Source organism: Pectobacterium carotovorum (assembly GCA_016415585.1).
Classification (GTDB): Bacteria; Pseudomonadota; Gammaproteobacteria; order Enterobacterales; family Enterobacteriaceae; genus Pectobacterium; species Pectobacterium carotovorum_K.
In genome coordinates, this window is the sequence record CP066552.1 from 177,137 (window position 1) to 202,767 (window position 25,631).

Consider the following 25,631-nt stretch of genomic DNA (forward strand, 5'->3'; position numbering starts at 1 on the left):
GTCCCGCGCAGGGGATAGGAAAAACCGTCCGTGGCGTAGCGTCTGTCGTGAATCAGGCGGCGTAAAGCAGCGTCTCGTTCTGTCTGGCGATGTCGCGACAGCGATTTTTCATCATCTGTTTCAGTTGGAGTGTCGCCTGTGACTGTGGGTTGTCACGGCGGCTGATCAGCGTGACTTCAAAAGGCAGCGGCTGGTCGATAGGGACGATTTTGAGCTGGTCGGCGTAGCGACAGGCGGTAAAGAGATCGACGATGCCCGTACCGCCGCCCGCCAGCACCATGTCGGCAATGACCGAGTAGGTTTTGATGTAGAGCGAAGCGGCTGGCTGTAGCGCTCTGTCGCGCAGCGCACGGTGTAGCACCTGACCGAGCGGATCCTTATGCTGCATCATCAGCAGATTGTTGTTGCACAGCCATTCCAGCGAGACAGGGCCGTTTATCGGGCTGTCTTTCGGCAACAGGGCAACCATCGTGGACTGGAACAGCGGTTCTGCCAGCAACTCGGACGGCACCTGCTGACCAAAGATCAGCGCGAAATCGAGCTGGTTTTGCAGGATGTTCTGGCACAGCGTGCTGAAGTGTTCGGTGACGAGTTCAACGTTAACCAAGGCCGCCTGCTTATGAAACTCCACCAGCGTTGGGGCTACGATCATTTGCCCGAATGCGTGCGCTGCACCCAGCCGTACGGAGTGGGCCTTGCTGGTTTTGATTTGTTCGGTGAGCGAACTGATGCTTTGCAGATGGTTGAAAAGCTCCTGCACTTTCGGTATCAGGCGTAGCCCTTCTTCGGTGGCGATCATTCCCTGTGTGCGACGTTCAAACAGGGAAAAACCGAGCTGCTGCTCTGCGTGGTTCAGTACCCGGCTGACGTTCGGTTGCGAGACATTGAGTAAACGGGCGGCGCCGCTGATGGTACCTGCCTGAACAATGGCCTGGAAGATTTCAATATGGCGTAATCGCATGGTTGCAGGCTCCGGCTGACGCTTTCTGATGAGCATCGTATGAGTAATAACCAAAAAGTCTGCAATTATTACGCCAGTTTCTAATTTTGTTCCTGCGCGGCCCGCGGCGTTTCCTCATGATCGGGTTGCCCAATTACGGGGCGCAATGCCCCATAATTGGGCGTCATGATCGAAAATGGTGCAATTCGACCTATGTATGGTAGCGCGACAGACTTAGCGATAGATATCGGCGACGGGAGCTTCTCCCACGTAGCCATAGCCGCGATACATGCCTTCGCTGTTAAATGGCAAGGCGATGTTGCCGGCTTTATCGACGGCAATCATCCCGCCGCTGCCGTCCATTTGCACGAGTTTCTCCATGACTACGCGATCGCTGGCCTGCTGTAGCGTGAGCCCGGCGTATTCCATCAGCGCTGAGACATCATAGGCCGCGACGGCGCGCATAAAAACTTCTCCTGTACCGGTGCAGGAAACGGCCACTGTCTGGTTATTGGCGTAGCAGCCAGCACCGATGATGGGGCTATCGCCCACGCGTCCGGCCTGTTTGTTGGTCATGCCGCCCGTCGAGGTTGCCGCCGCGAGGTTACCTGCGCTGTCGAGTGCTACCGCGCCCACGGTGCCGAATTTGCGGTCGGGATCGATAGGGTCGTTCTGACCGTCATGATCGAGGATGACGCGGCCTGAGCCTGCCTGTGCGTTATGCAGTTGCTGACGGCGTTCGTCGGTGGAGAAAAACGCAGGTTCGACCATTTCCAGACCGTGCTGTTGTGCAAAGGCTTCCGCTCCGTCGGCGGTAAACATCACATGCGGGCTGGCTTCGAGTACGGTACGCGCGGCCAGAATCGGGTTACGGATATGGCTGACACAGCTCACCGCGCCAGCATCCAGCGACCGTCCGTCCATGATGCTGGCGTCCAGTTCGTGAGTTTCTGCGTGGGTGAAGACTGAACCGTGTCCGGCGTTGAATAACGGGCACTCTTCCAACAGACGGACGGCTTCCGTTACGGCATCCAACGCGCTACCGTTTTCAGCCAGAATGCGTTGTCCGCTGGCGACAATCTCGGATAGCGCCGCCAGATAGCGTTGCTCTTTTTCAGCGCTCATGGCCGAGCGGGTCAGCGCACCTGCGCCACCGTGGATCACAATCACGGGTTTCGTCATGCTATAAATTCTCTTTTCAAGCGGTTTACGCCCCCGAAATCAGGGGCGGAGAGACCGGAATCAGTTTTGCGTCGTCGCCAGATAGGAAAAGGCACCCAGCAGGCTGGTGATTTCCCGCATGCTCTGCGCCGTATAACCTACGGTTATGGCATCCAAACGTTCAACGCTTGGCAGCAGACAGAATAGATCGGCCAGTACTGGTTTTGCCACCATCAGTTCGAGATGGTAGGGCGCCTGAATCCGCGAGTTCAGCGTCCGGTGCGCTTTTTCCACCGCCGCTTTTGCCGCGTCACGAATCACCTGACGGGCCTGCTCGGTGCTGAGGGATTCCGCTGCATGCTGTGAAATGGCACGTTTGACGCAGGCGTAATCGGTGGCAGGGTAGTAGCGGGCGATCCAGCTTTGGAGTGTGTCGTCACCGCTGACCAGCCAGAGTGGCGTCTTCTGTTCCACACCGGCGGCAGCGTAGATGTCGCTCTCGCCCATGATTTCACCGTTGATGCGCACGCGGTAGAACGCACGACCATTGATGGTATGTGACAGCACGCCAAACTCGCCTGCCGCGCTGTGATAACCGATGAACATCAGGCCGTCGAACTGCTGTTGCTCCAGCCCCTCTACCATCGAATAGCCGCGCGGTTTGCCTTGTACCAGTCGGGCGCGGGCGTCGATGTTCTCCGCACGCAGATTGACCATTGCCGCATGGCTGTCGGCGACCACCACCTCTGTTGCGCCACCCGTGAACGCACCGTCAATCGCGGCGTTGACTTCCTGTTCCATCAGGCCGCGTGCCAGTTGATATTCTGCGGTGCCGGGGCTGCACTGTTCGGGGCGCATCACGCCAGCGATCCCTTCGATATCAGCAGAGATAAACACTTTCATCATCAGTTTCCTACGGGAGAATTTGCTTATGGATAAAGAGTCGCAGCCAGCCGATCCAACGCCTGTGGCAGCGTCGGGCGATGATGGCCGCGAAAACCAGTCACGGCGTCTGCCTGAAGCATGGCGTCGAGCACCGCGTGTTCGGTCGCGTCGGCGGCGGCGCTTAACAGCGATTCAAGCTGCGCATCCTCCGGCGGTTGCGGCTGTGGGCAGGTGGAAAACGCAACGGCGATATCGCCGGAGCCGTGTCCCCAGTAGCTGCCGAGCCGACCTAATCCTGCACCGGCACGCTTGGCGATGCGCTTGAGCTGTCGGGCATCGAGCGGGGCATCCGTCGCCATGATAATGATGATCGATCCGGCGTCCTGCTGCGGCGCGAGCCCAGGCAGGATAGGGGTGAGGGCGTCTCCCATCTGCACACCGTCCAGCGTCAGTGAAGAAAGTGTGCCGAAGTTTGCCAGCACCAGCACGCCGAGCGTGGCATTCAATTCGGGAATCAGGCGCGATGCAGTGCCGATGCCGCCTTTCAGGCTAAAACAGCTCATGCCGCGTCCAGCACCGATGCTGCCGCGTGCAAAGCTGTCCGTTGCACTAGCCAGCGCGTGCCGCGCCATGTGCTCCGTCACCGCCAGCGCCTGAATGTCGTTCAGCCAGCCGTCGTTGCACTCCAACGCCAGCGGGTTAACCGTCGGTAGCGTGCGGCCCAGTTCTGGATTACGGGAAATGGCATCGCGCACCAGCGCGGTAAACAGCGTGCCGGTTGCCAGCGTGTTGCTGAGTAAAATGGGCGTTTGCAACAACCCTAATTCCTCAATCTGTACCAGTCCGACGGGTTTAGCGAAACCGTTCAACACGGCCGCGCCGCAGGGCAGGGGCTGGGTGAACAGGTTCTCACCGGGCGGCACAATCGCCGTGACGCCGGTTTGTACTTCACCCGCTGCCAGCGTGCAGTGGCCGACGCGCACGCCCGCTACGTCGCTGAGGCGGTTATGCGGCCCGCTGGCCGAGCGCGGCGTACCCAACTGCCGCGTCGTTTTCCAGCGTTGTAGCAACAGCGCCTGCTGCTGCTGGCGATAGTCGTTCATCTGGTGATCGCCGTGCATCGCCTTCCTCAGCTTTTCAGTTTGGGATCGAGCGTATCACGCAGCGCATCCCCGAGCAGGTTAAACGCCAGCACGGTGAAGAAAATCGCCAGACCGGGGAACACGCTGACGTGCCAGGCGCCTGCCATCATCAGGCTGCGGCTCATGGCGAGAATGTTGCCCCATTCCGGTACGTCCGGCTCCGGCCCGAGGCCGATGAAGCTCAAGCCGGCTGCGGTCAGGATGCTGGTGCCGATACGCATGGTGAAATAAACGATCACGTTAGGCAGCGTGCCGGGCAGGATGTGGCGCATCAGCACGATGCGATCCGGCGCACCAGCGCAGCGTACCGCTTCCACATAGGCCGCCTGTTTTAGCGACAGCGTAGAAGCACGCACGATGCGGGCGAAGACCGGCACGCTGAAGACCGCGACGGCGATAATCACATTATTCAGGCCGGGGCCGAGGATCGCGACGACCGCAATCGCCAACAACATGCCGGGGAAGGCGAACAGCACGTCAGAACCGCGCATGATCAGCGTATCCACCCAGCGACCGTAGTAGCCTGCTAACAGACCGAGCACGATGCCGGCCAGCATGCCCAGCGTGACGGAAAAGATGCCGATATATAACGAGATGCGTGCACCGTAGATGATACGGCTCATCACATCGCGCCCGAGATCGTCGGTACCCATCCAGTGCGCTGCTGAAGGCGGTGAGGCCAGCGATGCCCAGTCAGGCTCCATGGGGTTCCACGGTGCCAGCCAGGGGGCGAAAATGGCGACCAGTACCAGCAGCAGGACGAAGCCGCTGGAAACCAGCGCCATCGGGTTACGGATAAAGACCTGAACGAAGTCGCGCCACGGCGAACGTATCGTCTCTTCATCAAGCGTGGCAACAGCCACGACGGGTTCTGGAGGAAGGTTCATCGTGTCTCCTAACGTAGGCGAATCGCCGGATTGACCACCGCGTACAGCAGGTCCACCAACAGATTAATGACAATAAATTCAAACACGAACAGCATCACCAGCGCTTGAATGACCGGCTGATCCTGCGTTTTGATTGATTCAATCAGCAGCCAGCCCAGACCCGGCCAGCTAAACACGCTTTCAACCACGATGGAGCCACCGAGCAGGAAGCCGAATTGCAGCCCAAGCATGGTGATGACTGGAATCAGCGCGTTACGCATCACGTGCTTCCAGGTGACTAGCCGATTGCGCAGCCCCTTGGATCGCGCGGTGCGGACGTAGTCTTCCTGCGCAACTTCCAGAAATGCGGAGCGGGTAAAGCGTGCCATAACGGCAGCTACCGATGCCCCGAGCGTCAGCGCGGGCAGAATGATGTCGCTGGGCTGATTAAAGCCGCTGACGGAAAAGACGCCGAACGGCATGGCGACAAACTGAATCAGCAACAGGCCGAGCCAGAACGGCGGCATGGAAATCCCGCCGACTGCAAAGCTCATCAGCGTCCAGTCTTGCCATTTCCCCCGCTTGAGCGCGGACACCACGCCAATCAGCAGGCCAAGCAGCACCGACCAGACAAAGCCTGCCAGCGCCAGCCACATGGTGGGCATAAAGCTCTTGCTGATGACGTCGATGACGGGTTGCTGAGTGCGGTACGTCACACCCAGATCGCCGCTGAACAGGCCGCCGAGCCAGTGGACATACTGCTGCGGCAGCGGGTCGTTCAATCCTAGCTGCTGACGGGCGGCTTCCACCGCCTCAATGGTCGCGTCAGCGCCAGCGTAAATACGTGCCGGATCGCCCGGCAACAGTTTTATAAAACCGAACACTAACAGGGAGACCACCAGCAGAACCGGGATCATTTCCAGCAAACGTCGGACGATATAAGCAAACATGGCGTTCTCCCTGACCGATTACTTAAATTCAGCCTGATCGAAGATCAGTGAGCCATCCGCCAGCATGTACACGCCGTCGAGGTTCTTGGTTTTGCCGACAACGTTGTCCGGCGAGCCCAGGAAGACCACAGGCGCATCCTGCCAAATCTGACGTTGTGCATCAGCGTAAGCCGCGGCACGTTTGTCTGCATCGGCAGTGGCCAACCCAGCGGTAATCGCTTTATCCGTTACCGGATTGCTGTAGTAGGAAACGTTATACGCAACCGGAACCCAGGACTCTGTCGCGAACAGCGGACGCAGCGCCCAGTCAGCATCACCGGTAGACGGAGACCAGCCGTTGTAGAACAGGTCAAATTCGGCGTCTTTCGGATCTTTTACGCCAAACAGCTTGGCGTTACGCATCCCTGAATCCATCGGGGTGACGGTGACCTTGATGCCGACCTGCTCTAACTGCTGTTTGAAGAACTGTGCGCTACGGATGTAGTCGGTGCGGTTCGTCGTCCACAGTTTTAGGCTCAGGCCGTTGGCGTAGCCTGCTTCTTTCAGCAGCGCCTTGGCTTTTTCCGGGTTATAGGTGTAGTTCGGTGAGCTTTGGCGTGCGAAGAACTGCACGTCTGGTGCCATCGCAGAAGAGGCAGGAACACCCATGCCAGCAAAGCCGACTTTCAGCCAGATGTCGCGGTTGATGGCGTAGTTAAGCGCCTGACGCACGCGGATATCGTTAAGCGGCGGACGCAGGTTGTTCATCGCCAGCCAGAATTGATAAATACTCGGGTCGCGCTGAATCGCCAGCTTGCTGTCGTTTTGTACGGTGCCGATCAGGTCGGAAGGCAGCGGATACACCGCATCAACCTGGCCGGATTTCAGTGACGCCACGCGGGTGGAATCTTCCGGCGTCGGGTAGAAGGTCACGCTGTCGACTTTCGGCCAGCCTTTCTGCCAGTAGTTGTCGAATTTCACCAGCTTCACGTCTTTACCCTGCTGCCATTCGGTGAACTTGAACGGGCCAGTACCGACTGGGTTCACGCGCAGCTGTGCTTCGTCTGGGTATTTCTTCAGCGCTTCCGGGCTGTGCATAACGGCAGACGGGTGCGCCAGCGTGTTGACAAAGGCACCGAAGGATTTGTTCAGCTCGATTTTAACCTGCGTGGGCGACAGAACCGTGACGGTTTGTACCATGTTAAACAGGCTGTTGCGTTTTAAGCCTTTGCTCTGATCGGCCAGACGGTCGAGGTTAGCTTTAACGGCGTCGGCGTTGAAGGGGGCGCCGTCCTGGAAGGTGATGCCTTCGCGCAGCGTAACGACGAACTCGGTGGCGGTGTCATTACTGGTGTAGCCCGTCGCCAGACGCGGCACCAGCTTCATTTTATTATCGAACTGGAACAGACGCTCGAAGATGCCGCTCTGAATGGAGTAGCTCAGCGTATCCGAGGTGTCGTGCGGGTCGAGCCCGGTGATATCGGCATAGATGGAAATACGAAGGTCTTGCGCCTGGGCAACAGCCGCCAGACACAGTGAGAGCCCGAGGGCAACGGCAGAGCGACGAACGAATGGCTTCATGGTTTCTCTCCTGGTCAGCAATGAACGTGTGTTGTGTTTTATAAAAACGTTGTTTTTTATAAATAAATTGTGTTTTATGGCTATTTTCTTGTCATGACGTCGTGTTTCAGGCAGCCGATTCGTTGTCGGCGACCCAGTGCTGCGGCGCGACCTCTCGGTAGCGCGTTTTGGCGACGGCCTCGCCTGCTTTACGCAAGGGTGAGGGGATTTCGCTGTCGTCAAACTGGCGTGCGCCGCGACGGGTTGGATCGGCAATCGGAACCGAGGCCAACAGGCGGCGGGTATACGGGTGCTGCGGGTCGTTAAACACCGACTGGCGCGGGCCGATCTCCACAATCTGGCCGAGGTACATCACCGCGACGCGGTTGGCGATGCGCTCGACTACGGCCATATCGTGCGAGATGAAAATCCACGACACGCCGGTTTTCTTCTGGAGATCCATCATCAGGTTGACGACCTGCGCCTGAATCGACACATCGAGCGCCGAAACGGCTTCGTCAGCAATGATGACCTGCGGCTGTAGCGCCATCGCGCGGGCAATCGCGATACGCTGACGCTGTCCGCCGGAAAACTCGTGCGGATAACGACGCGCGTGCTCAGGCAGTAGGCCGACGCTTTTTAACAGCGCCTGCACCTGTGGTGTGGCTTCTTCCAGCGATTTCACCAGCCCGTGCAGCAGCAGCGGTTCCGCAATGGTGAAGCCGACCGTCAGGCGCGGATTGAGCGAGGCGTACGGGTCTTGAAACACCATCTGCATTTCCTGACGCAGCGGCTGGAAATCCCGCTCTTTCATCTGGGAAATTTCGTTACCCTGAAAATGAATGCTTTCGGCTTGGCTCTGTACCAGACGCAGCAAGGCACGTCCGGTGGTGGATTTGCCACAGCCACTTTCCCCCACGATAGCCAGCGTTTCGCCCGGCCAGACATTGAAATCGATCTGTTCTACCGCGTGAACGTGGTGGGTGATAGTGGATAAAATCCCACTGCGCATGGGGTAATACACGCTCAGTCCGCGAATATCCAACAGCGGCTCAGCGTCATAGCGGGCGGTGACCTGTTCACTATTTTCCGGATCGGCAGCCTGTCCCAGTAAAGGAAAACGCTTCGGCCAGAGGCTATCGCGCATGTCGCCCAGCTTCGGTACGGCGGCCAGCAGCGACTGGGTATAAGGGTGTTGTGGTGCGGAAAAAATCTGTTCGACGGTGCCTTGCTCCACGATCTCGCCGCGATACATCACGACCACGCGATCGGCGATTTCCGCTACCACGCCCATGTCGTGCGTGATAAACAGCACCGCCATGTCACTCTGCCGTTGCAGGTCGCGCAGGATTTGCAGAATGCGTGCCTGCACGGTGACGTCCAGCGCGGTGGTCGGTTCATCGGCAATCAACAGCTGCGGATCGCAGGCCAGCGCCTGTGCAATCATTACGCGCTGACGCATCCCGCCAGACAGTGAGTGCGGATAGCTTTTCATCACGCGATCGACATCTGCGATACGCACCTTGTGCAGCAGCTCACGGGCTTTTTTGTCCGCGCTGGCGGCATCGCAGATTTTGTGGTCAAGCAGGGCTTCGGTGAGCTGATCGCCGACTTTCAGCACCGGATTAAGCGAGGTCATCGGTTCCTGAAAAATCATCGCGAGATCGCGACCACGCAGCTTACGACGCGCTTCTGCTTTCATGCTCAGCAGGTCATGCTGTTTGCCGTCGCGTGCGGTGAAACGGAGCGCGCCGCGTTCGATGTTGGCAGAATCCGCCAGCAGCCCCATCACGGCGAGTGACGTCACGGACTTGCCTGAACCACTTTCGCCGACCACGGCGACCACTTCCCCTTTATTCACTGTAAAGGAAATGCCTTTTAGCGCCTGATGCGTACCGGAACGGCCGCTAAAGCTGACGCTCAGATCGTCGATTTCCAGTACAGGTCTGGGGGCGTTACCGGGTGCTGTGGCGGCACCCGCGTGCATGATATCCGTCATGGTCACTCCGGTGGATGGTTTCATGGTTGCTTCGATTGATAGCGTCATAGCCAGATTCGGCCGAGGTTATAGGTCAGATAAGGCGAACTGTCGGCGGCTAGCCAAATAGGGCCATCGAGATCGACGTGCTCGGCATCTGCGGCGACGGGCAGGGCGGCTTCCATTGCCATTGACGAGCCCAGCGTGCAGCCGACCATAATGCGCAGGCCGTGAAAGTGGGCTTCGCGCACCATCGCCAGTGCTTCGGTCAGCCCGCCACACTTGTCCAGCTTGATGTTGATCATGTCGTAACGACGGCGCAGCCCGACGATGTCTCCGCTGTGGCGGCAGCTTTCGTCCGCGCAGATCGGAATCGGGTGAGAGAACCGCTGTAAATCCTCGTCTTTACCGACAGGAAGCGGTTGCTCAATCATGGCGACCTGATAAGGCAGCAGGGCCGTGGACAGGCTATGTAAATCGAGTCCGCTCCAGCTTGCTCTCGCGTCGATAATCAATCTGGCGTTAGGCGCGGCGGCACGAATGGCGGCGACCTTCTCCAGAATCAGCTCGCGATCCAGTTTGATTTTCAGCAACAGGGCGCCGTGGGAAACGGCATTGGATGCGGCGGCGGCCATTTTCTCCACGCTGTCGAGCGCCAACGTTTGCGCACAGACCACGGACGTGGGGGGATGAATGCCGATACGCTGCCACAGCGTCTGTTTTTCCAATGCGGTGTTGAGCCGCCACAGGGCGCAGTCCAGCGCATTTCTGGCCGCACCCGGCGATAAATCTTTCTGGAGCTGTTCGATGGTCAGGCCGTGTTCTATTGCCTCACGGACCGCAGAGAGCTGGCGACATACGCTGTCGGCGGACTCGCCATAATGGGCGACTGGCGTACATTCGCCTTGTCCAATAAATCCTTTTTCTTCCAACGCGACGCGGATAACGGTAACCGCGCGACGCGTCCCGTTATCAACCGCCATAGGACGGGCTAGGGGCAGATTGACCGTTTCAATTTGCATATGCCGCATCATGATTTTTTCTCATCAACGCTCAGGGGATGAACGGACTATTTCATGATGCATCATCACTGACGAATACTTGTTCATCAGTAGGGTATAACCTCAGGTTATACCCTAAGTTCAAGGTATGGCTTTCTGGTTGCGCTTTCCCGCAACGCGAAGGATTTCGTGTATAATACGTGCCAGTTTTCATTGACCCACCGGAGATGAGCCATGCGCCCAACAGGCCGAAGTGCACAGCAAGTACGCCCCCTTACATTCACCCGTCATTACACGAAACACGCTGAAGGTTCCGTTTTAGTCGAATTTGGCGATACCAAAGTGTTATGCAATGCCACGGTAGAAGAGGGTGTTCCGCGCTTTCTGAAAGGCCAGGGACAAGGATGGGTCACCGCCGAATACGGCATGCTGCCGCGTGCGACGCACAGCCGTAACTCGCGTGAAGCCGCCAAAGGTAAGCAGGGCGGGCGGACGCTGGAGATTCAGCGCCTGATTGCACGTTCCCTGCGTGCGGCAATCGACCTGAAAGTGCTCGGCGAATACACCATTACGCTCGACTGCGATGTCTTGCAGGCGGATGGCGGCACGCGTACGGCGTCCATCACTGGTGCCTGCGTGGCGCTGGCCGATGCGCTGAACCAGATGGTTGCCAAGGGTAAGCTGAAAAAGAACCCGATGAAAGGCATGATCGCCGCCGTTTCCGTCGGTATCGTGAACGGCGAAGCGCTGTGCGATCTGGAATACGTGGAAGATTCCGCTGCGGAAACCGACATGAATGTGGTCATGACCGAAGACGGCCGCATGATTGAAGTGCAAGGGACGGCCGAAGGCGAACCGTTCAGCCACGAAGAATTGCTCACCCTGCTGGCGCTAGCCCGAGGGGGAATTGATACCATCGTTCAGGCGCAGAAAGCCGCCTTAATCGATTGATTTTTAAAGCGACCAATGGGTCGCTTTTTTTATGGCGTGCCATCCCTGGCCGCCACCCTTACGGGCCGTCGCAAGCGACGTTGAAAATTTCTCCCGGAAATTTTTTATGTCTGACCAATTTTATTTCTAATTAATAACTTAATTATACTCTAAATAATTCGAGTTTCAGGAAGGCGGCAAGAGAAGGAATCCCGATGAGCTTACTCAAGTAAGTGATTCGGGTGACTAAACGCAGCCAACGCACATGCAACTCGAAGTATGACGAGGATATCTGTAAGACGAGGAGATGCAGTATGAAAGCCTACCAGCGCCAGTTTATTGAGTTTGCACTCAGCAAGCAGGTATTGAAGTTCGGCGAGTTCACTCTGAAATCCGGGCGTATCAGTCCCTATTTCTTCAACGCCGGGCTGTTTAATACCGGGCGCGATCTGGCCTTACTGGGGCGTTTTTATGCGGAAGCCTTGGTTGATTCCGGCGTAGCGTTTGATTTGCTGTTCGGACCGGCTTACAAAGGCATTCCGATAGCCACTACCACTGCGGTGGCGCTGGCAGAACACCACGATCGTGACCTGCCGTACTGTTTCAACCGTAAAGAAGCGAAAGACCACGGTGAGGGCGGCAGTCTGGTCGGTAGCCCGTTACAGGGCCGAGTGATGCTGGTGGATGACGTGATTACGGCGGGTACGGCGATTCGCGAATCGATGGAGATCATCGGTGCGCACGGGGCGACACTGGCTGGAGTGATGATTGCGCTGGATCGTCAGGAACGCGGCCGTGCCGAGCTGTCCGCGATTCAGGAAGTGGAACGCGACTATCAGTGCACGGTGATTTCGATTATTACGCTGACGGATTTAATTGCTTATCTGGCGGAAAAACCAGAGATGGCAGCGCATCTGGATGCGGTGAAAGCCTATCGTGAGCAGTACGGGATTTAACGTAGTGAGTCAGGAACCCGCCGGAAGAGAATATCTGGCGGGTTTTAATCTCTAAGAGCGGTGTTTAGTTCAACTGTGCCGCCAACAGCGGCCAGCGGGTGTCGAATTCCTGCGTCGGACGATAGCGGAATTCAGAGCGAATGAAGCGCGACAGCATCCCTTCGCAAAACGCTAACAGATGGCTAGCCAGCAGCGTTTCATCATGCTGGAAACCTTTGCCATCGCGTAGCTTGTGCTCGCGTAACACCTGACGCAGCTGCGATTCAATACGCTCAAACAGCTGGTTAATACGCCCCTGCAAGCGATCCTGTTCAAACATCAGCGCGTGGCCGGTCATGATGCGAGTCAGGCCCGGGTTCCGTTCCGCAAACCCTAAAATAAGCAGCAAAATCAGACGAAGACGATTAAACGTTTCTTTTTCGTCTTGCAGAATCAGGTTAATGCGGGTGGTCAGGCTATCCTCAATAAATTCAATCAGGCTATCAAACATCCGCGTTTTACTGGGGAAATGCCGGTAGAGCGCCGCTTCGGACACGCCGACGTTCGCAGCCAGTTTTGCCGTGGTGATGCGTTGGCTACCGTCGCTGGATTCCAGCATCTGTGCCAGCGCCTGCAAAATTTCCTCGCGGCGATTCCTTTTCGTATTTTCTTTTTCTGCCATGTCTGAAAAGACCCTTGCTAAATATTTGACTGACAAGCACCCGTTAGCGCCACAGTAGCCATTTCTTTTTGGATAGATAGGCGCTGTGGCTTATAGGAATTTTTTACACTATGGGTGGCTGGATCGCGTTAGCTACGGCCAGAGTGGCCGAAGCCGCCTTCTCCACGTTCGCTGCCGACAAAATCTTCGACCAGATTGAATTCGGCCTGAACAACGGGCACAAAAACCATCTGTGCGATGCGCTCGCCCGGTTCAACCGTAAACGTCTGCTGACCACGGTTCCAGACGGAAACCATCAGTTGCCCCTGATAGTCCGAATCAATTAGCCCCACCAGATTCCCCAGCACCACACCGTGTTTATGGCCCAACCCCGAACGGGGCAGGATAACCGCCGCCAGCCCAGTATCGGCAATGTGAATCGCCAGCCCAGTTGGAATCAGGGTCGTTTCCCCTGCTTTGAGTTCAATTGCCTGATCCAGACAGGCACGCAGATCGAGCCCAGCAGAACCTGGCGTGGCATAGGTCGGTAACGGAAATTGCTTCCCAACGCGCGGGTCAACAATCTTAACGTCGATTTTTTTCATCATAACGGCTGATAATCTCGTCGATTAATTTTTGGCCAAGCAGACGCTTGTCGCATTGCGGCAACGGCGTGTCACCACCTTGCCAAAAAAGGTGTAACGCATTGGTTTCACTGTTAAAACCATGCCCGGAAAGAGAGACGTTGTTCGCGCAAATCAGATCCAGCTTTTTACGCGCCAGTTTTTGTCGGGCGTATTCTTCCACATTCTGGGTTTCGGCAGCAAACCCGACAACATAAGGACGATTTTTCGTCATGGCTGCGACACCGGCGATAATATCTGGATTTTTGACCAGAGTGAGAGTCATTTCATCGCCCTGTTGGTTCTGTTTTTTAATCTTCTCATCGGCGATGTGTTTAGCACGATAATCTGCAACCGCAGCACAACCGATCACAATATGCTGCTGAGCCGCATGCTCCATCACCGTGTGCTCCATCTCCAATGCGCTGCCGACGTCAATGCGTGTGACGCCCTGCGGTGTGGCGAGCGAAACCGGGCCGCTTACCAGTGTGACATTCGCACCACGGGCGGCAGCGGCCTGTGCGATAGCAAAGCCCATTTTCCCAGAGCTGTGGTTGGTGACAAAGCGAACGGGATCCAGCGCTTCCCTCGTCGGCCCAGCGGTGACCAGAATGTTCAGATGTTGCAGATCGTTGATGGCAGAAAAATGACGCTGCGCCAGCCCGACAATCTCCATTGGGTCGATCATGCGACCCGGCCCAACGTCGCCACATGCCTGGCTGCCGCTATCCGGCCCCCAGATCGGTAAACCGCGCGCGGCCAGCGTGCGCAGGTTGTCCTGCGTGGGCTCTGCGCGATACATCTGCTGATTCATCGCAGGGACAACGGTGATAGGGGCGGATGTCGCCAGACAGATCGTGGTCAGCAGGTCATTCGCCATGCCAGCAGCGACTCGTGCGATCAGATCGGCAGTCGCTGGGGCGAGAATGACTAAATCAGCCCATTTTCCTAACTCGATGTGGCCCATTGAGGCTTCCGCCGCGGGGTCGAGCAGGTCGTCTGATACCGGGTAGCCGGAGACGGCTTGCAGCGTCAGCGGAGTGATGAAGGCTTTAGCGGCAGGGGTCATGACAACTCTTACATCGGCTCCGCTATCGCGCAGGCGTCGCACCAGTTCTGGGCACTTATACGCGGCGATGCCGCCGCTGATACCCAGCACGATTCGTTTGCCGGAGAGGGCATTCAGGCTGGAAAATTCCGTCATCATCATGGTCCGATTGAAAGTCAGAAGATGCGCCATTTTACCATAATCTTGCGGCCAGATAGGAATCTTAAGGTTGCTGCTGCGGTTTCCCGAAGAAGATTGCGAAGCGCTTCGCAGCTTTTTATCGCAGATATCGTCCTGTTTTTTCTGGCGTGACATGATGCCGTCGAGCGGTATAGGGAGAAGGTGATGGGCTGGGAAAAGGGATTGGCACCGCGTGAAAAACTGGTGCGCTTAGGGGCGGAATCGCTGACGGATGCCGAACTGTTGGCGATTTTTTTACGCACAGGGTTACCCGGCGTGCATGTGATGCAGTTGGCAGAGGGCTTGTTGGCGCACTTCGGGTCACTCTATCAACTGATGATGGCCGATCAGTCAGCGTTTCAGAATGCCAAAGGCGTGGGGATATCAAAATATACGCAGATCAAGGCGATCTCAGAGCTGTCGCGGCGGCTGTTTTTCTCTCGTCTGGCGAAAGAAGATGTCATGCTAAACCCAGAAGCGACGGGGCAATATTTGCAATTTCTCTTGTCTCGACGCGAACGCGAGGTTTTTTTAGTCCTATTTTTAGACAATCAGCATCACGTTATTCGCCATCAAGAGATGTTTGTTGGTACGATTAACAGCGTGGAAGTCCACCCGCGTGAGATTGTGCGTGAAGCGCTAAAAGCGAATGCTGCCGCGCTGATTCTGGCGCATAATCACCCGTCGGGAAAAGCGGAGCCGAGTCAGGCTGACCGCGCGATAACCGAACAGATTGTCAAAGCGTGCCTGTTATTGGAGATCCGCGTGCTCGATCATTTAGTCATTGGGCATGGCGAATACGTTTCTTTTGCCGAGCGCGGCTGGATTTGACAGATATTTCCGCAATCCAATGGGATCTTTAGCTGTTCGGGACTTGAGCACTTACGCTTCAGAGCGTATACTACGCCACCTTTGAGAATCTTGGGTGTGGCGTTAAGAGCCTATCTCAGCAGGTTTATCCTGATGACAGAGTCTTTTCAGTGAAGTTGCTGAGATGGGCTCTAAAGCCTGACGAGGCGGCCAAACCCTATACGAAGCTCGAGCTGATTTGATTTTTGGAGAATAGACATGTCCCGAGTCTGCCAAGTTACTGGCAAGCGTCCGGTGGCCGGTAATAACCGTTCCCACGCAATGAATGCGACCAAACGCCGTTTTCTGCCGAACCTGCACTCACACCGTTTTTGGGTTGAAGGTGAAAAACGCTTTGTAACGCTGCGTGTATCTGCGAAAGGTATGCGTGTTATCGACAAGAAGGGTATTGAGACGGTTTTGGCCGATCTACGTGCCCGTGGTGAAAAGTATTAAGGAACTGAATCATGGCTAAAGGTGTTCGCGAGAAGATCAAGCTGGTTTCTTCTGCTGGTACTGGTCACTTCTATACCACTACGAAGAACAAGCGTACTAAGCCGGAAAAATTGGAACTGAAGAAATTCGATCCCGTTGTCCGTCAGCACGTACTCTACAAAGAAGCTAAAATTAAGTAATTTCTGCTTCTTGATAAAAACCCGGCCTTGGTCGGGTTTTTTTTCGCCATATGCCAGCCAGATGTCGATTTTTTTTAACTGCTTTGTGTTAAATACTGCGGGTAAAATAGAATAGGCTAGCCGTTGCCTTGTTTCCCGCTGCATCCCCTGTCTTGCGGGCTGTCACTGATGGTATCCTGCTGTTTATGCTAATGTAACCACCTTTATCAGGAGACGCACATGCCTGAATTACCTGAGGTTGAAACCAGCCGTCGTGGGATTTCACCGTATCTTATCGGCCACACCATTCTTTATGCTGAAGTGAGAAACTCACGCCTGCGCTGGCCGGTATCGGCGGAGATTCTTTCTCTGAGCGATGAGCCAGTCATCAGCGTGCGTCGGCGGGCAAAATATCTGCTAATTGAACTCGCGCGTGGCTGGCTTATTGTGCATCTTGGCATGTCTGGCAGCCTGCGGGTGTTGCCGGAATATAGCGAGCCGGAGAAGCACGACCATGTTGATTTGGTGATGGACAGCGGTAAGGTGCTACGTTACACCGACCCTCGGCGTTTTGGTGCCTGGCTGTGGACGGATAATCTGGAAACCTGCTCGGTATTGGCGCATCTCGGGCCAGAACCGTTAGAGGCGGAATTCTCTGCAGATTATCTTTATCAGGCTTCGCGCGGTAAAAAAACGGCCATTAAACAGTGGATTATGGATAACAAAGTCGTCGTCGGCGTAGGCAATATCTACGCGAGCGAATCGCTGTTTGCTGCGGGTATCCATCCTGATAGAACGGCTGGATCGTTAAATGAAAACGATGCAGCCATATTGGTGAGCGTGATTAAACAGGTGCTACAGCTTTCGATTGAGCAGGGTGGCACGACGCTGCGTGACTTCTTGCAATCAGATGGCAAACCCGGTTATTTCGCGCAGGAGTTACGCGTCTATGGCCGCAACGGTGAACCTTGTCGGACATGCGGAACGCCGATAGAAATCGCGAAGCATGGGCAGCGCAGCACGTTTTTCTGTCGCCGCTGCCAGAAGTAATCGGCGTTACAGATAAAATCTCAAACAAATAACAATGACGAAAATTCTTTTTAAGGGAAAAAAGCATGCGGCGCATTTTGTTGATAAGAATAGATTTTCTGGGTGACATGGTATGTACCACAGCGTTGATTCACTCTTTGAAAAGAAAATGGCCAACTGCCGACATTCATGTATTGGCGAATAAGTATAATTCATACGCGCTTGAAGATAATCCAGACGTAAAAGAAGTGCATCGTTACGTTTACAGCAAAAGCCGAGAGAGAAATAATCGTAGTGGTTTAATCAGTTCATTAATCGATAAGTTTCTTTTGATTATGCATTTAAAACGTTTGGATTTTGATTTGCTGATTATTCCTAATGGTGGGATGAATAAGAATGCAATTCAGTTCGCCAGATGGATGAATATTCCTGATAAACGTTGGCACACGGCCGAGACAGAGTTTGACGATCGCAAGATCGAACATGTTGCTAATCGGCCAATAAAACATGAAGTATTAGCGGGGTATGACTTAGTGCCAGAGCTTGGTGTGACGAGCACAGATGATTTACGTCTTTATGTTTATCCTTCTCTGGGATTAAAAAATAAATGGTCAGAAACGTTAGAAAATAACGGTAAAGCGAATATCGGATTTTTTATATCAAATAAAGCACATGAGCGCCGTTGGCCGTGGGGAAATTGGTATTCGCTCGCTAAGTTACTTGGCAATGATTTCAATATTATTATTTTCTCTAATCCTGGCGAGAGGCCGGAACAAGATGCGCTTAATGGCATTACGGTTCAGTGTATCGATACTGAAACAGTGCCTGATCTTATCGCAGCGATGAGCCGATTAGATCTGGTTGTTTCGGCTGATAGTGCACCCGTTCACCTTGGTGCGGCATTGCAGATACCGGTTGTCGGTCTATTCGAAGCAAGACCAGAGAAATATTTGCGTTGGTATCCGATTGGTGTCAATCACGTCTTGCTGCATTCAGGCAAATGCATCGACAGCATTAGTGTGGCTGATGTCAAAGAGGCCGTCATTTCTCTTATCCCGTAAACGGATTATCAGCGGAGCTTTTCCATTAAGGCACTAACGATGGCATCGGGCAAGAAATGCGATACGTCACCGCCGTGGCGAGCCACTTCCTTAACCAAAGAAGATGAAATAAACGACCACTCTTCTGATGGCATCAGAAAAACGCTTTCGAGCGTAGGCATCAAGTGGTGGTTCATCTTTGCGAGTTGGAGTTCATATTCAAAATCGGCAACGGCTCGCAAACCACGCACAAGAATATTGGCTTTTTGCTGTTGTGCGAAGTGCACCATAAGATCGCTGAAACCGACTACTTCGACGTTCGATAAATGCTGTGTCGCACCTTTTGCCAGCCCCACGCGTTCATCCAGAGTGAAAAGCGTACGCTTACTCGGGCTGGCAGCGATGGCCAGCACCACATGGTCGAACAGGCGTGATGCACGTGTCAGCAGATCCAAATGACCATTGGTTAATGGATCGAACGTTCCAGGATAAATCGCTTTGGTTGTCATCACGTCAGCCCTTCATTCACTGTCTGGGTAGCTACTGCTTTACTGTGTCCGCTGGGGCAAATAAGGTTCCAGTAGCGTAAGCAGCATCTGTAGTGCGCCCTGGTTTTGGTGTAACACTTCCACGGCGTGTCGACCATAGTAAAGACGATAGTCTTCGTCAGCGAGCAGTTTCCCGACTTCTTTTCCAAGTGAGTCTGCATCGGTCACGGTGATCAGTCCGTCGGCCTGATCGAGTTTGTTGCAGATGTCTTTGAAATTGAACGTGTGTGGCCCCATCAATACCGGAATAGCATGCGCTGCCGCTTCTAGCGGATTATGTCCGCCTCGTTCAACTAAGCTTCCACCGACAAAAGCCAGATCGGCGATGCCGTATAACAGCATCAGCTCGCCCATAGTGTCCCCAATGACGACCTGCGTGTTTGCAGGAGGCTGTTCGCCACTGCTGCGCAGCGTGTAGGTGAATCCCAGATTCTCTGTCAGCGCCTGCGTGGTGGAGAAACGTTCTGGGTGGCGAGGCACAAGAATGAGTAGTAAGTCAGGGTAGGTGGCAAGCAGCTGTCGGTGAGCGGCTAGAACGATCGCTTCTTCACCTTCGTGCGTACTGGTGGCTATCCATACTGGACGGTGTGGCGCCCATTGTCGACGTAATGTAATCGCTCGTGCTGCCAGTTCCGGCGTCACGGAGATATCAAATTTGAGGCTGCCAGTGACTTTCAGGCTGGAGCGCTTCAGACCAAGCTCGATAAATCGATTCCCATCTTCCTGATTCTGTGCGGCGACGAGGGTAATGCGCTGCAAGATATGGCGCATGAGCTTTCCAATTTTTTTGTAACCTGCCGCAGAGCGTTCTGACAGTCGTGCATTGGCAATGACCAGCGGAATGTCGCGTTTATGCAGCTCTGCGATCAGATTTGGCCACAGCTCAGTTTCCATAATGATGACGATTTTCGGGCGAACCTGATCAAAAAAACGCTTCAGGGCAGAGGGTAAATCATAAGGCAGGTAAACGTGATAGACCGTGTCGCCAAAAGCCGAACGCACGCGCTCGGAGCCGGTTGGCGTCATGGTTGTTACCGTGATCGGCAGATTGGGATAACGATGGCGCAGTGCTCTCACTAAGGGAATGGCGGCCAGCGTTTCACCCACCGACACCGAATGCAGCATGATGCCGTCTGGCTTGACCTTCTCTGCACAAAAACCGTAGCGTTCACCCCAGCGTCGACGATAGGCCGGAGCCTTACGGCCACGAAGCCACAGGCGAAGCCAAATCAACGGTTGGATGAGGTACAGGATGATGGTGTAGAGAGTTTGTAGCATAAGGTTTACTGTTATCAGTTATCGCTGGGGTGATTTTATCGGGTTAGTGAGGATAAGGCTATTTGTAAAACGGATGTCGTTTATTCCTCGGCCGATTTTCCTAAAAATCGCTGGTAGATGCGCACATGACCGCAATCGTTGAGTTTGGTACGGGATAGAAAGACAACCGAACAATCCAGAAAATCCAACTATACTCACATGCACCTTACTTATGAGACGCTTGTATCTGTTTTGATTTGTTGCGTAAGATGCGTTTTATTTTTCTTATGAAACCCTTGCTTTCATTAATAATATTTTTCTTTAATCGTTGTAAAGGGTAAATAAAAAACAACCATAATCGATAATATAACCTATCTTTTCCTTCCAGAATAACAATGGAGTCTTTGAGCTTACTGTAGTGATTTCTGTTAAGCTCTCTTAGCGTCTCTTCGGCAACATTGCGGTATGTTAACCCTATATTACGATGGTTTTCTTCATGATGAAAAAATTCAGTTTTATTGATTTTTTCAATACCAACAGAAAATGGTATTGGGCCTGTAGTATTTAATACACCTTTCATCCCTACACCATAAATCCAAGGTTTGTAGCGTTTTAATTTATGCACAACTTCGTCTATAGCGGATTTAATGTAAGGAGATTTTGGTACTGAGATTATGTTCCATTGTTGGTATTCTCCACACGTTAAGAAACCTAACGCTTTGTGCAAACCCATGTTTCTATCACAGCCGCATTCTTTATTATCCCAACTGCATAGCAGTATCTCACAATTTTCTTTAATAGCTTCGTCAAAGGGAATCGAACATGAACTTTTAATATCCAGATAAACGCCACCCTCGATGTAAATCAACAGATAGCGAAATAAATCAGCTCTGGCTGCACCATATTTCGGGTCTATGCTTGAATAGATACTCAGCATCTCTTTTCCGTAATGCTTATCTATATATTAAATTATGCGAGTTTCATCGTAGAAATAATATTCCCAACCCGGGTTGATCTCTTTTAATTTTTCGATGGATTCTAAAATTTCTTCAGGCAGATTATGTACGCCTTTAGTGTATATCTGATGAATTTTTTTAGGTACTTTCATCACTGTGTCGTCCTTGGTGAAACTGGGAGTATTTCTAATAGTAGATTGTTTATTTTTATGGTTAAATGAAAAATCACATTTTCATATAAAATTAAAAATCACACTCAGATCAAGGTATAGTTTCTCATTTTATTTCTTCCTGACTAAGTATGATAATTGGTGTAAAAACTCTTGAAAAACAGTGATGAAAACTATACACGGCTTTCTATAGCCAGATTTATTTTCATTAGAAAATTATTATCGGTAAGGCTGCTAGGTTTTTCTATCATTCATGTTTTTTATCGATTGATAAATTTCTTTTCTGTTATTGTCCCAATTTTTTATCAAATGGTGTTAATATTAGTTTGCATTTCAGGATAAGTGCTTAATGATGGATCATAGGGGGAAATAAATTTTGGCACTGACAAAGCCACATTTTTTTGTCAGTGACCTGCTATGGATAGTTGTGAGAGTAATTTTACCCCTGATACTCATTTATTGCCGTAATAATAGTTTTTACTTCTATATCAGACAGTGTTGGCCCTATAGGTAAACTTAATACTTTATTATGAATGGACTCTGTAATCGGTAAAGTCCCTTCTTTTAGACCTAATTCACGATAAGCTTGTTGAAGATGTGGAGGCGTGGGGTAATGAATTAATGTCTGAATCGCTTTATCGGAAAGAAATTCTTGTAATTTATCTCGGTTATCACATTGGATCACAAAAAGGTGCCATACATGTTCACTGGAAAAATCTGGTAAATGAGGTAATGAAATTAAGTTGTTCACAATGTCAGTACAATACTTTTTAGCTATTTGCTGTCTTCTGCTATTGTTCTCATCCAAGTATTTTAATTTTATAGTTAAAAAAGCGGCTTGAAGTTCATCAAGTCTGCTATTTACACCTTGATAAAGATTTTCATATTTTTTATGTGAACCGTAGTTTCTCAGTGCTTTTAACGCATCTGCCAATTCATCATTATTGGTTGTAATAGCACCAGCATCACCTAGTGCACCAAGATTCTTCCCTGGATAAAAACTGAAGCCAGCTGCATCTCCCCATGATCCTGCCTTCTTACCATTGAGCACTGCACCATGAGCTTGGGCACAATCTTCAAGAACAAGAAGATTGTGTTCTTTGGCAATGGCCATAATTTCATCCATAGGGCTGATTTGACCATAAAGATGCACAGGCAAAATAGCTTTGGTCTTTGGCGTAATTGCTGCTTTTATCGTATCAGGTAAGAGATTGTAGGTTACAGGACTGGGTTCAACTAATACAGGGACTAAATCATTCTCAGTAATGGCAAGTACAGATGCAATGTAAGTATTTGCTTGAACAATGATTTCATCGCCTTTTCTTAACCACCCTAATTCCTTCCATGCTCTGATTGTTAATATAAGAGCATCTAACCCATTCGCTACTCCAATACAATGCTTTGTTTCACAGTATTCTGAGAATTTTTCTTCGAAATTATAAAGCTCTTGACCTGCAATATACCACCCGGATTTTAATACTCTCAAGAAATTTTCAGTTAACTCTGTTTCATGCGGGGAATTAACCTCTTTAAGATTTAAAAAATCAATCATTTTAGTCTCCAAAAAATTCATAAAAAATTTTTATATTTTTCTTTTAATTTCAAAAAAGCTTCGTGTGTATAAACAAAAAATAAATCTATGTCGTTTTCAGTTACTAACTGCGCACCACTTTTTTTATGAAAATCAATAACGCGAATATTGTTTTTTCTGACATCAAAATGACATTTTTTAAAACCAAGATGCATAAATCCAACTTCATAGACCAATAAAGCACTTTCTATTGCAGCAGATCGTGTTTTATTTTCGTTCAAAATCCAGCTTCCCCAACAAAAAGACTCCTTATGATTTATAAAATCATACAGCCTAACTGTCCCAATAGGCAGTTTGGAATCATTTCTCATAATAATATAATAATATTCGAGATTGTTATTTTCTTTTATTTTATAGTTGGTTAACCATTTTTTTTGGCTTTCTATATCCCCATCAACTAATGATATATATTTATTTAATTTATCATTAACGCGGAGTTGAAATATAAATTCAGCATCACTAGTTGTAGCTAACCTTAAGGAAATTGTCTTGCTTGATATATCAGACACCATGTGTTGTTACTCCTGACTTGAATTTGCTATATTCTCTGATATAATCGGACTCATCATAAATCTGATCGGCTAGCACCATTAATACGCAGTCATCGGTAAAATCATACATTTCTCGCCAAGTACATGAATCAATAAGAAGTCCTTGAGCTGGGTTATCTAATAATAACTCTACCTTTTCAGTGCCATCATCAAGTAAGAAACGACAAGAGCCACGAACGGCAATTGCTATTTGTTTTAATGATTTATGGGCATGAAATCCTCTTCTGACACCCTCTTTAGTTTTAAATAAATAATATACACGTTTAATTTCAAATGGAATATTTTTACCTTGTTCTAGTGCAACTAATGCACCACGATCGTCACCGTGTGTTTGTAACTGTATTATTTTTACTTGCATAAACTTATTCCAATATTATTTAATAACATGTTTTAAATATTGTGCATACTTAAAACTTATCTTAATAGGATTTTTTATGGCAATGAGTCTATAGCGCAGGGGAAGCACGCTTCATAGTCCTCGAGCCTTTTCATCATAAACTAACTTTCGATGAAAGCGATTCGTTCAGTCTGTCTACTCTTTTATTTTTATAAATATTAATATAAAGCTATATGAAGTTGGCTTACATTTACTTTAATGGTATTCACTTTAGCGAGAGTGTTTATATTCTAAACAGGATTTTATTAATTTATCAAAGGTTTTTTTTACGGTTTTTTTATAAATTAAATATGAAATCTTATTGGCTTTCTCTTTGAATGTAAGATATTTAAAGCAAATTGGTGCTATATTGTTTTTACTACGTATTGATATAGGAAAGTCCATTATTTTTTCCTTCTCAAGGAAACTGATATCGCCTGACCATGAAAGATGCTTATTACAAAGGTTTTCAGCATAGATATTATTTGTTAGGGCATCAATAAATCTATTTTTTATAGACTCTTGAGCGTTTATTTCTTTCAGTACTTGATATGTTTCATCTATTTCTTCTGATGTGCTCATGTATTCAAACATATCTTTTATGTTTTTTTTCTTAAGGCGTTCTACAGGAGAGTACCCTTGCAGAGGGCTAGTCAGACCGATGCATTTTTTCCCATAAATAAATTGTTCAGGAAAAGCCGTAGCTCCGGGGAGTGGGTGGCTATCTATATAGACGGATGCATTTTCTGTTATCTGCAAAAAAATATCATGTGGAATACTTGCCATCAGTTTCAAGCGTTTTGTATATTTTATTTTTTCTACTATCCACCAAGGATCATTAACAATATCGCATCCTATTACATAAAATGTAGATTGAGGATAGTTTTTCATTACGAATGATATTATTTCTTTAAATGAGATTTCTTTATTTTTATTAAATTTATAAGACGTGCCTGAAGTGAAAAAACTATCACCATCCTGTATTCTTTTAGATTTATTGAGTATGCTTTTTGATGCATTCCCCATGTCTAGTGGTATGCCAAGGAATGATTTTTTAGCATGTAACTCTCTTTTATCGTCTATTCTTTGGCCGAGCGAACTAATTTCAAACCAAACATCTGCGACACTCACCCCATAACTGAACGTATGATCTGAATGGTTTACAAAATAAATTGTTAAATTATCGTTTATTTTTTTCGCTAAAGCACAGGAGATAACAGTGTGAATATCGTCTGGGTGAATATTTAGTATTAATTTTTTATATTGACTAAGCGATTTAGCAACCTCAAAAATACGATTAATACCATCAGGAAATTCATCCTCTGTATATGAAATTACATTTTTGAAATATTGCTTCATTCTAATTTTTTCATCATAGCCAGATTTTCTTGTAATAATCAAATCTGGTTTGTCATCTAGATATGACGAAATACGCTCCATTAACCTCGTGTGACCACCACTGAGATAAGGTTGGGAAATAACAAATAAATTTTCATGAGTACTTACTGGTGAAATTTCTTTCATTACTACTGTATCTATTTCGTTAATATACCTGTTGAATAGTGAATTCTCAATCTCGGTTAAGCTATAAACTCCAATGTTGTTATTAGATAAAATTTCACCGAGAATTTTCGCGTCAATTAGAGATTCATTTAAGGATCTACCATTTATAACAGTATCTATCAATTCTTTTAACTGACGTTTGCTGTTCTTTAACATAGCCATTTTCTCTTTGGTGATATACTTATTCTGAGATGAAATACTGATAATTATTTTATATGTGTAACACCGTACTCAACAAAGAGTGGATG

General features: G+C 50.4%; 25 protein-coding genes and 1 pseudogene. 7 read left to right on the forward strand and 19 right to left on the reverse strand.

The window, feature by feature from the left end; all coding sequences use genetic code 11:
- Positions 1 to 52 precede the first annotated feature (52 nt).
- From JFY74_00785 to ycjG, 9 genes are all read right to left on the reverse strand, one after another.
- Complete coding sequence (locus JFY74_00785; protein QQG28651.1) at positions 53 to 961, reverse strand: LysR family transcriptional regulator; 909 nt, start codon at positions 959 to 961, stop codon at positions 53 to 55.
- 213 nt (positions 962 to 1,174) lie between these two features.
- A complete protein-coding gene (locus tag JFY74_00790) occupies positions 1,175 to 2,122 on the reverse strand; it encodes an isoaspartyl peptidase/L-asparaginase (protein ID QQG28652.1) in 948 nt (315 codons plus the stop codon).
- Between the two features lie 60 nt (positions 2,123 to 2,182).
- A complete protein-coding gene (locus JFY74_00795) occupies positions 2,183 to 3,004 on the reverse strand; it encodes a M55 family metallopeptidase (GenBank protein ID QQG28653.1) in 822 nt (273 codons plus the stop codon).
- Positions 3,005 to 3,030: 26 nt separating this feature from the next.
- A complete protein-coding gene (locus JFY74_00800; GenBank protein QQG30415.1) occupies positions 3,031 to 4,089 on the reverse strand; it encodes a P1 family peptidase in 1,059 nt (352 codons plus the stop codon).
- Between the two features lie 26 nt (positions 4,090 to 4,115).
- Entirely contained in the window at positions 4,116 to 5,015 is a 900-nt protein-coding gene (locus tag JFY74_00805) for an ABC transporter permease subunit (GenBank protein ID QQG28654.1), read from the reverse strand.
- 8 nt (positions 5,016 to 5,023) lie between these two features.
- Positions 5,024 to 5,944, reverse strand: a complete 921-nt coding sequence (locus tag JFY74_00810) for an ABC transporter permease subunit (protein QQG28655.1) — start codon at positions 5,942 to 5,944, stop codon at positions 5,024 to 5,026.
- A gap of 18 nt (positions 5,945 to 5,962) precedes the next feature.
- Complete coding sequence (locus JFY74_00815; GenBank protein ID QQG28656.1) at positions 5,963 to 7,504, reverse strand: glutathione ABC transporter substrate-binding protein; 1,542 nt, start codon at positions 7,502 to 7,504, stop codon at positions 5,963 to 5,965.
- 106 nt (positions 7,505 to 7,610) lie between these two features.
- A complete protein-coding gene (locus tag JFY74_00820; protein ID QQG30416.1) occupies positions 7,611 to 9,482 on the reverse strand; it encodes an ABC transporter ATP-binding protein in 1,872 nt (623 codons plus the stop codon).
- A gap of 44 nt (positions 9,483 to 9,526) precedes the next feature.
- Positions 9,527 to 10,495, reverse strand: a complete 969-nt coding sequence (gene ycjG, locus JFY74_00825) for an L-Ala-D/L-Glu epimerase (GenBank protein QQG28657.1) — start codon at positions 10,493 to 10,495, stop codon at positions 9,527 to 9,529.
- A 201-nt stretch (positions 10,496 to 10,696) separates the two neighbouring features.
- On the opposite strand from ycjG, the gene rph reads away from it, so the two are divergent.
- Positions 10,697 to 11,413 (forward strand): ribonuclease PH, encoded by a 717-nt coding sequence (gene rph, locus JFY74_00830; GenBank protein ID QQG28658.1) that lies wholly within the window; start codon positions 10,697 to 10,699, stop codon positions 11,411 to 11,413.
- Between the two features lie 293 nt (positions 11,414 to 11,706).
- Positions 11,707 to 12,348 carry an orotate phosphoribosyltransferase gene (pyrE, locus tag JFY74_00835; GenBank protein QQG28659.1) on the forward strand — a complete coding sequence of 214 codons (642 nt, stop codon included), beginning with the start codon at positions 11,707 to 11,709 and terminating at the stop codon, positions 12,346 to 12,348.
- A gap of 64 nt (positions 12,349 to 12,412) precedes the next feature.
- On the opposite strand, the gene slmA is transcribed toward pyrE, so the two are convergent.
- The 3 genes from slmA to coaBC all read right to left on the reverse strand — a co-directional run bounded on the left by slmA (position 12,413) and on the right by coaBC (position 14,818).
- Positions 12,413 to 13,009, reverse strand: coding sequence for a nucleoid occlusion factor SlmA (gene slmA, locus JFY74_00840; protein ID QQG28660.1), 597 nt, complete (start codon positions 13,007 to 13,009; stop codon positions 12,413 to 12,415).
- 128 nt (positions 13,010 to 13,137) lie between these two features.
- Positions 13,138 to 13,596 carry a dUTP diphosphatase gene (dut, locus tag JFY74_00845; protein ID QQG28661.1) on the reverse strand — a complete coding sequence of 153 codons (459 nt, stop codon included), beginning with the start codon at positions 13,594 to 13,596 and terminating at the stop codon, positions 13,138 to 13,140.
- Positions 13,574 to 14,818 carry a bifunctional phosphopantothenoylcysteine decarboxylase/phosphopantothenate--cysteine ligase CoaBC gene (gene coaBC / locus JFY74_00850; GenBank protein ID QQG30417.1) on the reverse strand — a complete coding sequence of 415 codons (1,245 nt, stop codon included), beginning with the start codon at positions 14,816 to 14,818 and terminating at the stop codon, positions 13,574 to 13,576. The genes dut and coaBC overlap by 23 nt, the downstream gene beginning before the upstream one ends.
- A gap of 186 nt (positions 14,819 to 15,004) precedes the next feature.
- Between coaBC and radC the strand changes: the two genes are divergently transcribed.
- From radC to JFY74_00875, 5 genes are all read left to right on the forward strand, one after another.
- Complete coding sequence (gene radC, locus JFY74_00855; protein QQG28662.1) at positions 15,005 to 15,670, forward strand: DNA repair protein RadC; 666 nt, start codon at positions 15,005 to 15,007, stop codon at positions 15,668 to 15,670.
- A gap of 237 nt (positions 15,671 to 15,907) precedes the next feature.
- A complete protein-coding gene (gene rpmB, locus JFY74_00860) occupies positions 15,908 to 16,144 on the forward strand; it encodes a 50S ribosomal protein L28 (protein ID QQG28663.1) in 237 nt (78 codons plus the stop codon).
- Between the two features lie 11 nt (positions 16,145 to 16,155).
- Positions 16,156 to 16,323: a 50S ribosomal protein L33 gene (gene rpmG / locus JFY74_00865; GenBank protein QQG28664.1), complete on the forward strand. Its 168-nt coding sequence runs from the start codon at positions 16,156 to 16,158 to the stop codon at positions 16,321 to 16,323.
- A gap of 219 nt (positions 16,324 to 16,542) precedes the next feature.
- A complete protein-coding gene (gene mutM / locus JFY74_00870) occupies positions 16,543 to 17,352 on the forward strand; it encodes a bifunctional DNA-formamidopyrimidine glycosylase/DNA-(apurinic or apyrimidinic site) lyase (GenBank protein ID QQG28665.1) in 810 nt (269 codons plus the stop codon).
- A 65-nt stretch (positions 17,353 to 17,417) separates the two neighbouring features.
- Positions 17,418 to 18,392, forward strand: a complete 975-nt coding sequence (locus tag JFY74_00875; GenBank protein QQG28666.1) for a glycosyltransferase family 9 protein — start codon at positions 17,418 to 17,420, stop codon at positions 18,390 to 18,392.
- A gap of 8 nt (positions 18,393 to 18,400) precedes the next feature.
- Here the strand turns inward: JFY74_00875 and coaD are convergent, their stop codons facing one another.
- From coaD to JFY74_00910, 7 genes and pseudogenes are all read right to left on the reverse strand, one after another.
- Positions 18,401 to 18,880 (reverse strand): pantetheine-phosphate adenylyltransferase, encoded by a 480-nt coding sequence (gene coaD / locus JFY74_00880; GenBank protein ID QQG30418.1) that lies wholly within the window; start codon positions 18,878 to 18,880, stop codon positions 18,401 to 18,403.
- A gap of 39 nt (positions 18,881 to 18,919) precedes the next feature.
- Entirely contained in the window at positions 18,920 to 20,197 is a 1,278-nt protein-coding gene (waaA, locus tag JFY74_00885) for a lipid IV(A) 3-deoxy-D-manno-octulosonic acid transferase (GenBank protein QQG28667.1), read from the reverse strand.
- A 205-nt stretch (positions 20,198 to 20,402) separates the two neighbouring features.
- Positions 20,403 to 21,284, reverse strand: a pseudogene (locus tag JFY74_00890) (glycosyl transferase).
- A 457-nt stretch (positions 21,285 to 21,741) separates the two neighbouring features.
- Entirely contained in the window at positions 21,742 to 22,854 is a 1,113-nt protein-coding gene (locus JFY74_00895) for a DegT/DnrJ/EryC1/StrS family aminotransferase (GenBank protein ID QQG28668.1), read from the reverse strand.
- Between the two features lie 17 nt (positions 22,855 to 22,871).
- Positions 22,872 to 23,405, reverse strand: a complete 534-nt coding sequence (locus JFY74_00900; GenBank protein ID QQG28669.1) for a GNAT family N-acetyltransferase — start codon at positions 23,403 to 23,405, stop codon at positions 22,872 to 22,874.
- Positions 23,395 to 23,802 (reverse strand): WxcM-like domain-containing protein, encoded by a 408-nt coding sequence (locus JFY74_00905; protein ID QQG28670.1) that lies wholly within the window; start codon positions 23,800 to 23,802, stop codon positions 23,395 to 23,397. The genes JFY74_00900 and JFY74_00905 overlap by 11 nt, the downstream gene beginning before the upstream one ends.
- A gap of 249 nt (positions 23,803 to 24,051) precedes the next feature.
- Entirely contained in the window at positions 24,052 to 25,539 is a 1,488-nt protein-coding gene (locus tag JFY74_00910) for a hypothetical protein (GenBank protein QQG28671.1), read from the reverse strand.
- Positions 25,540 to 25,631: the final 92 nt, after the last annotated feature.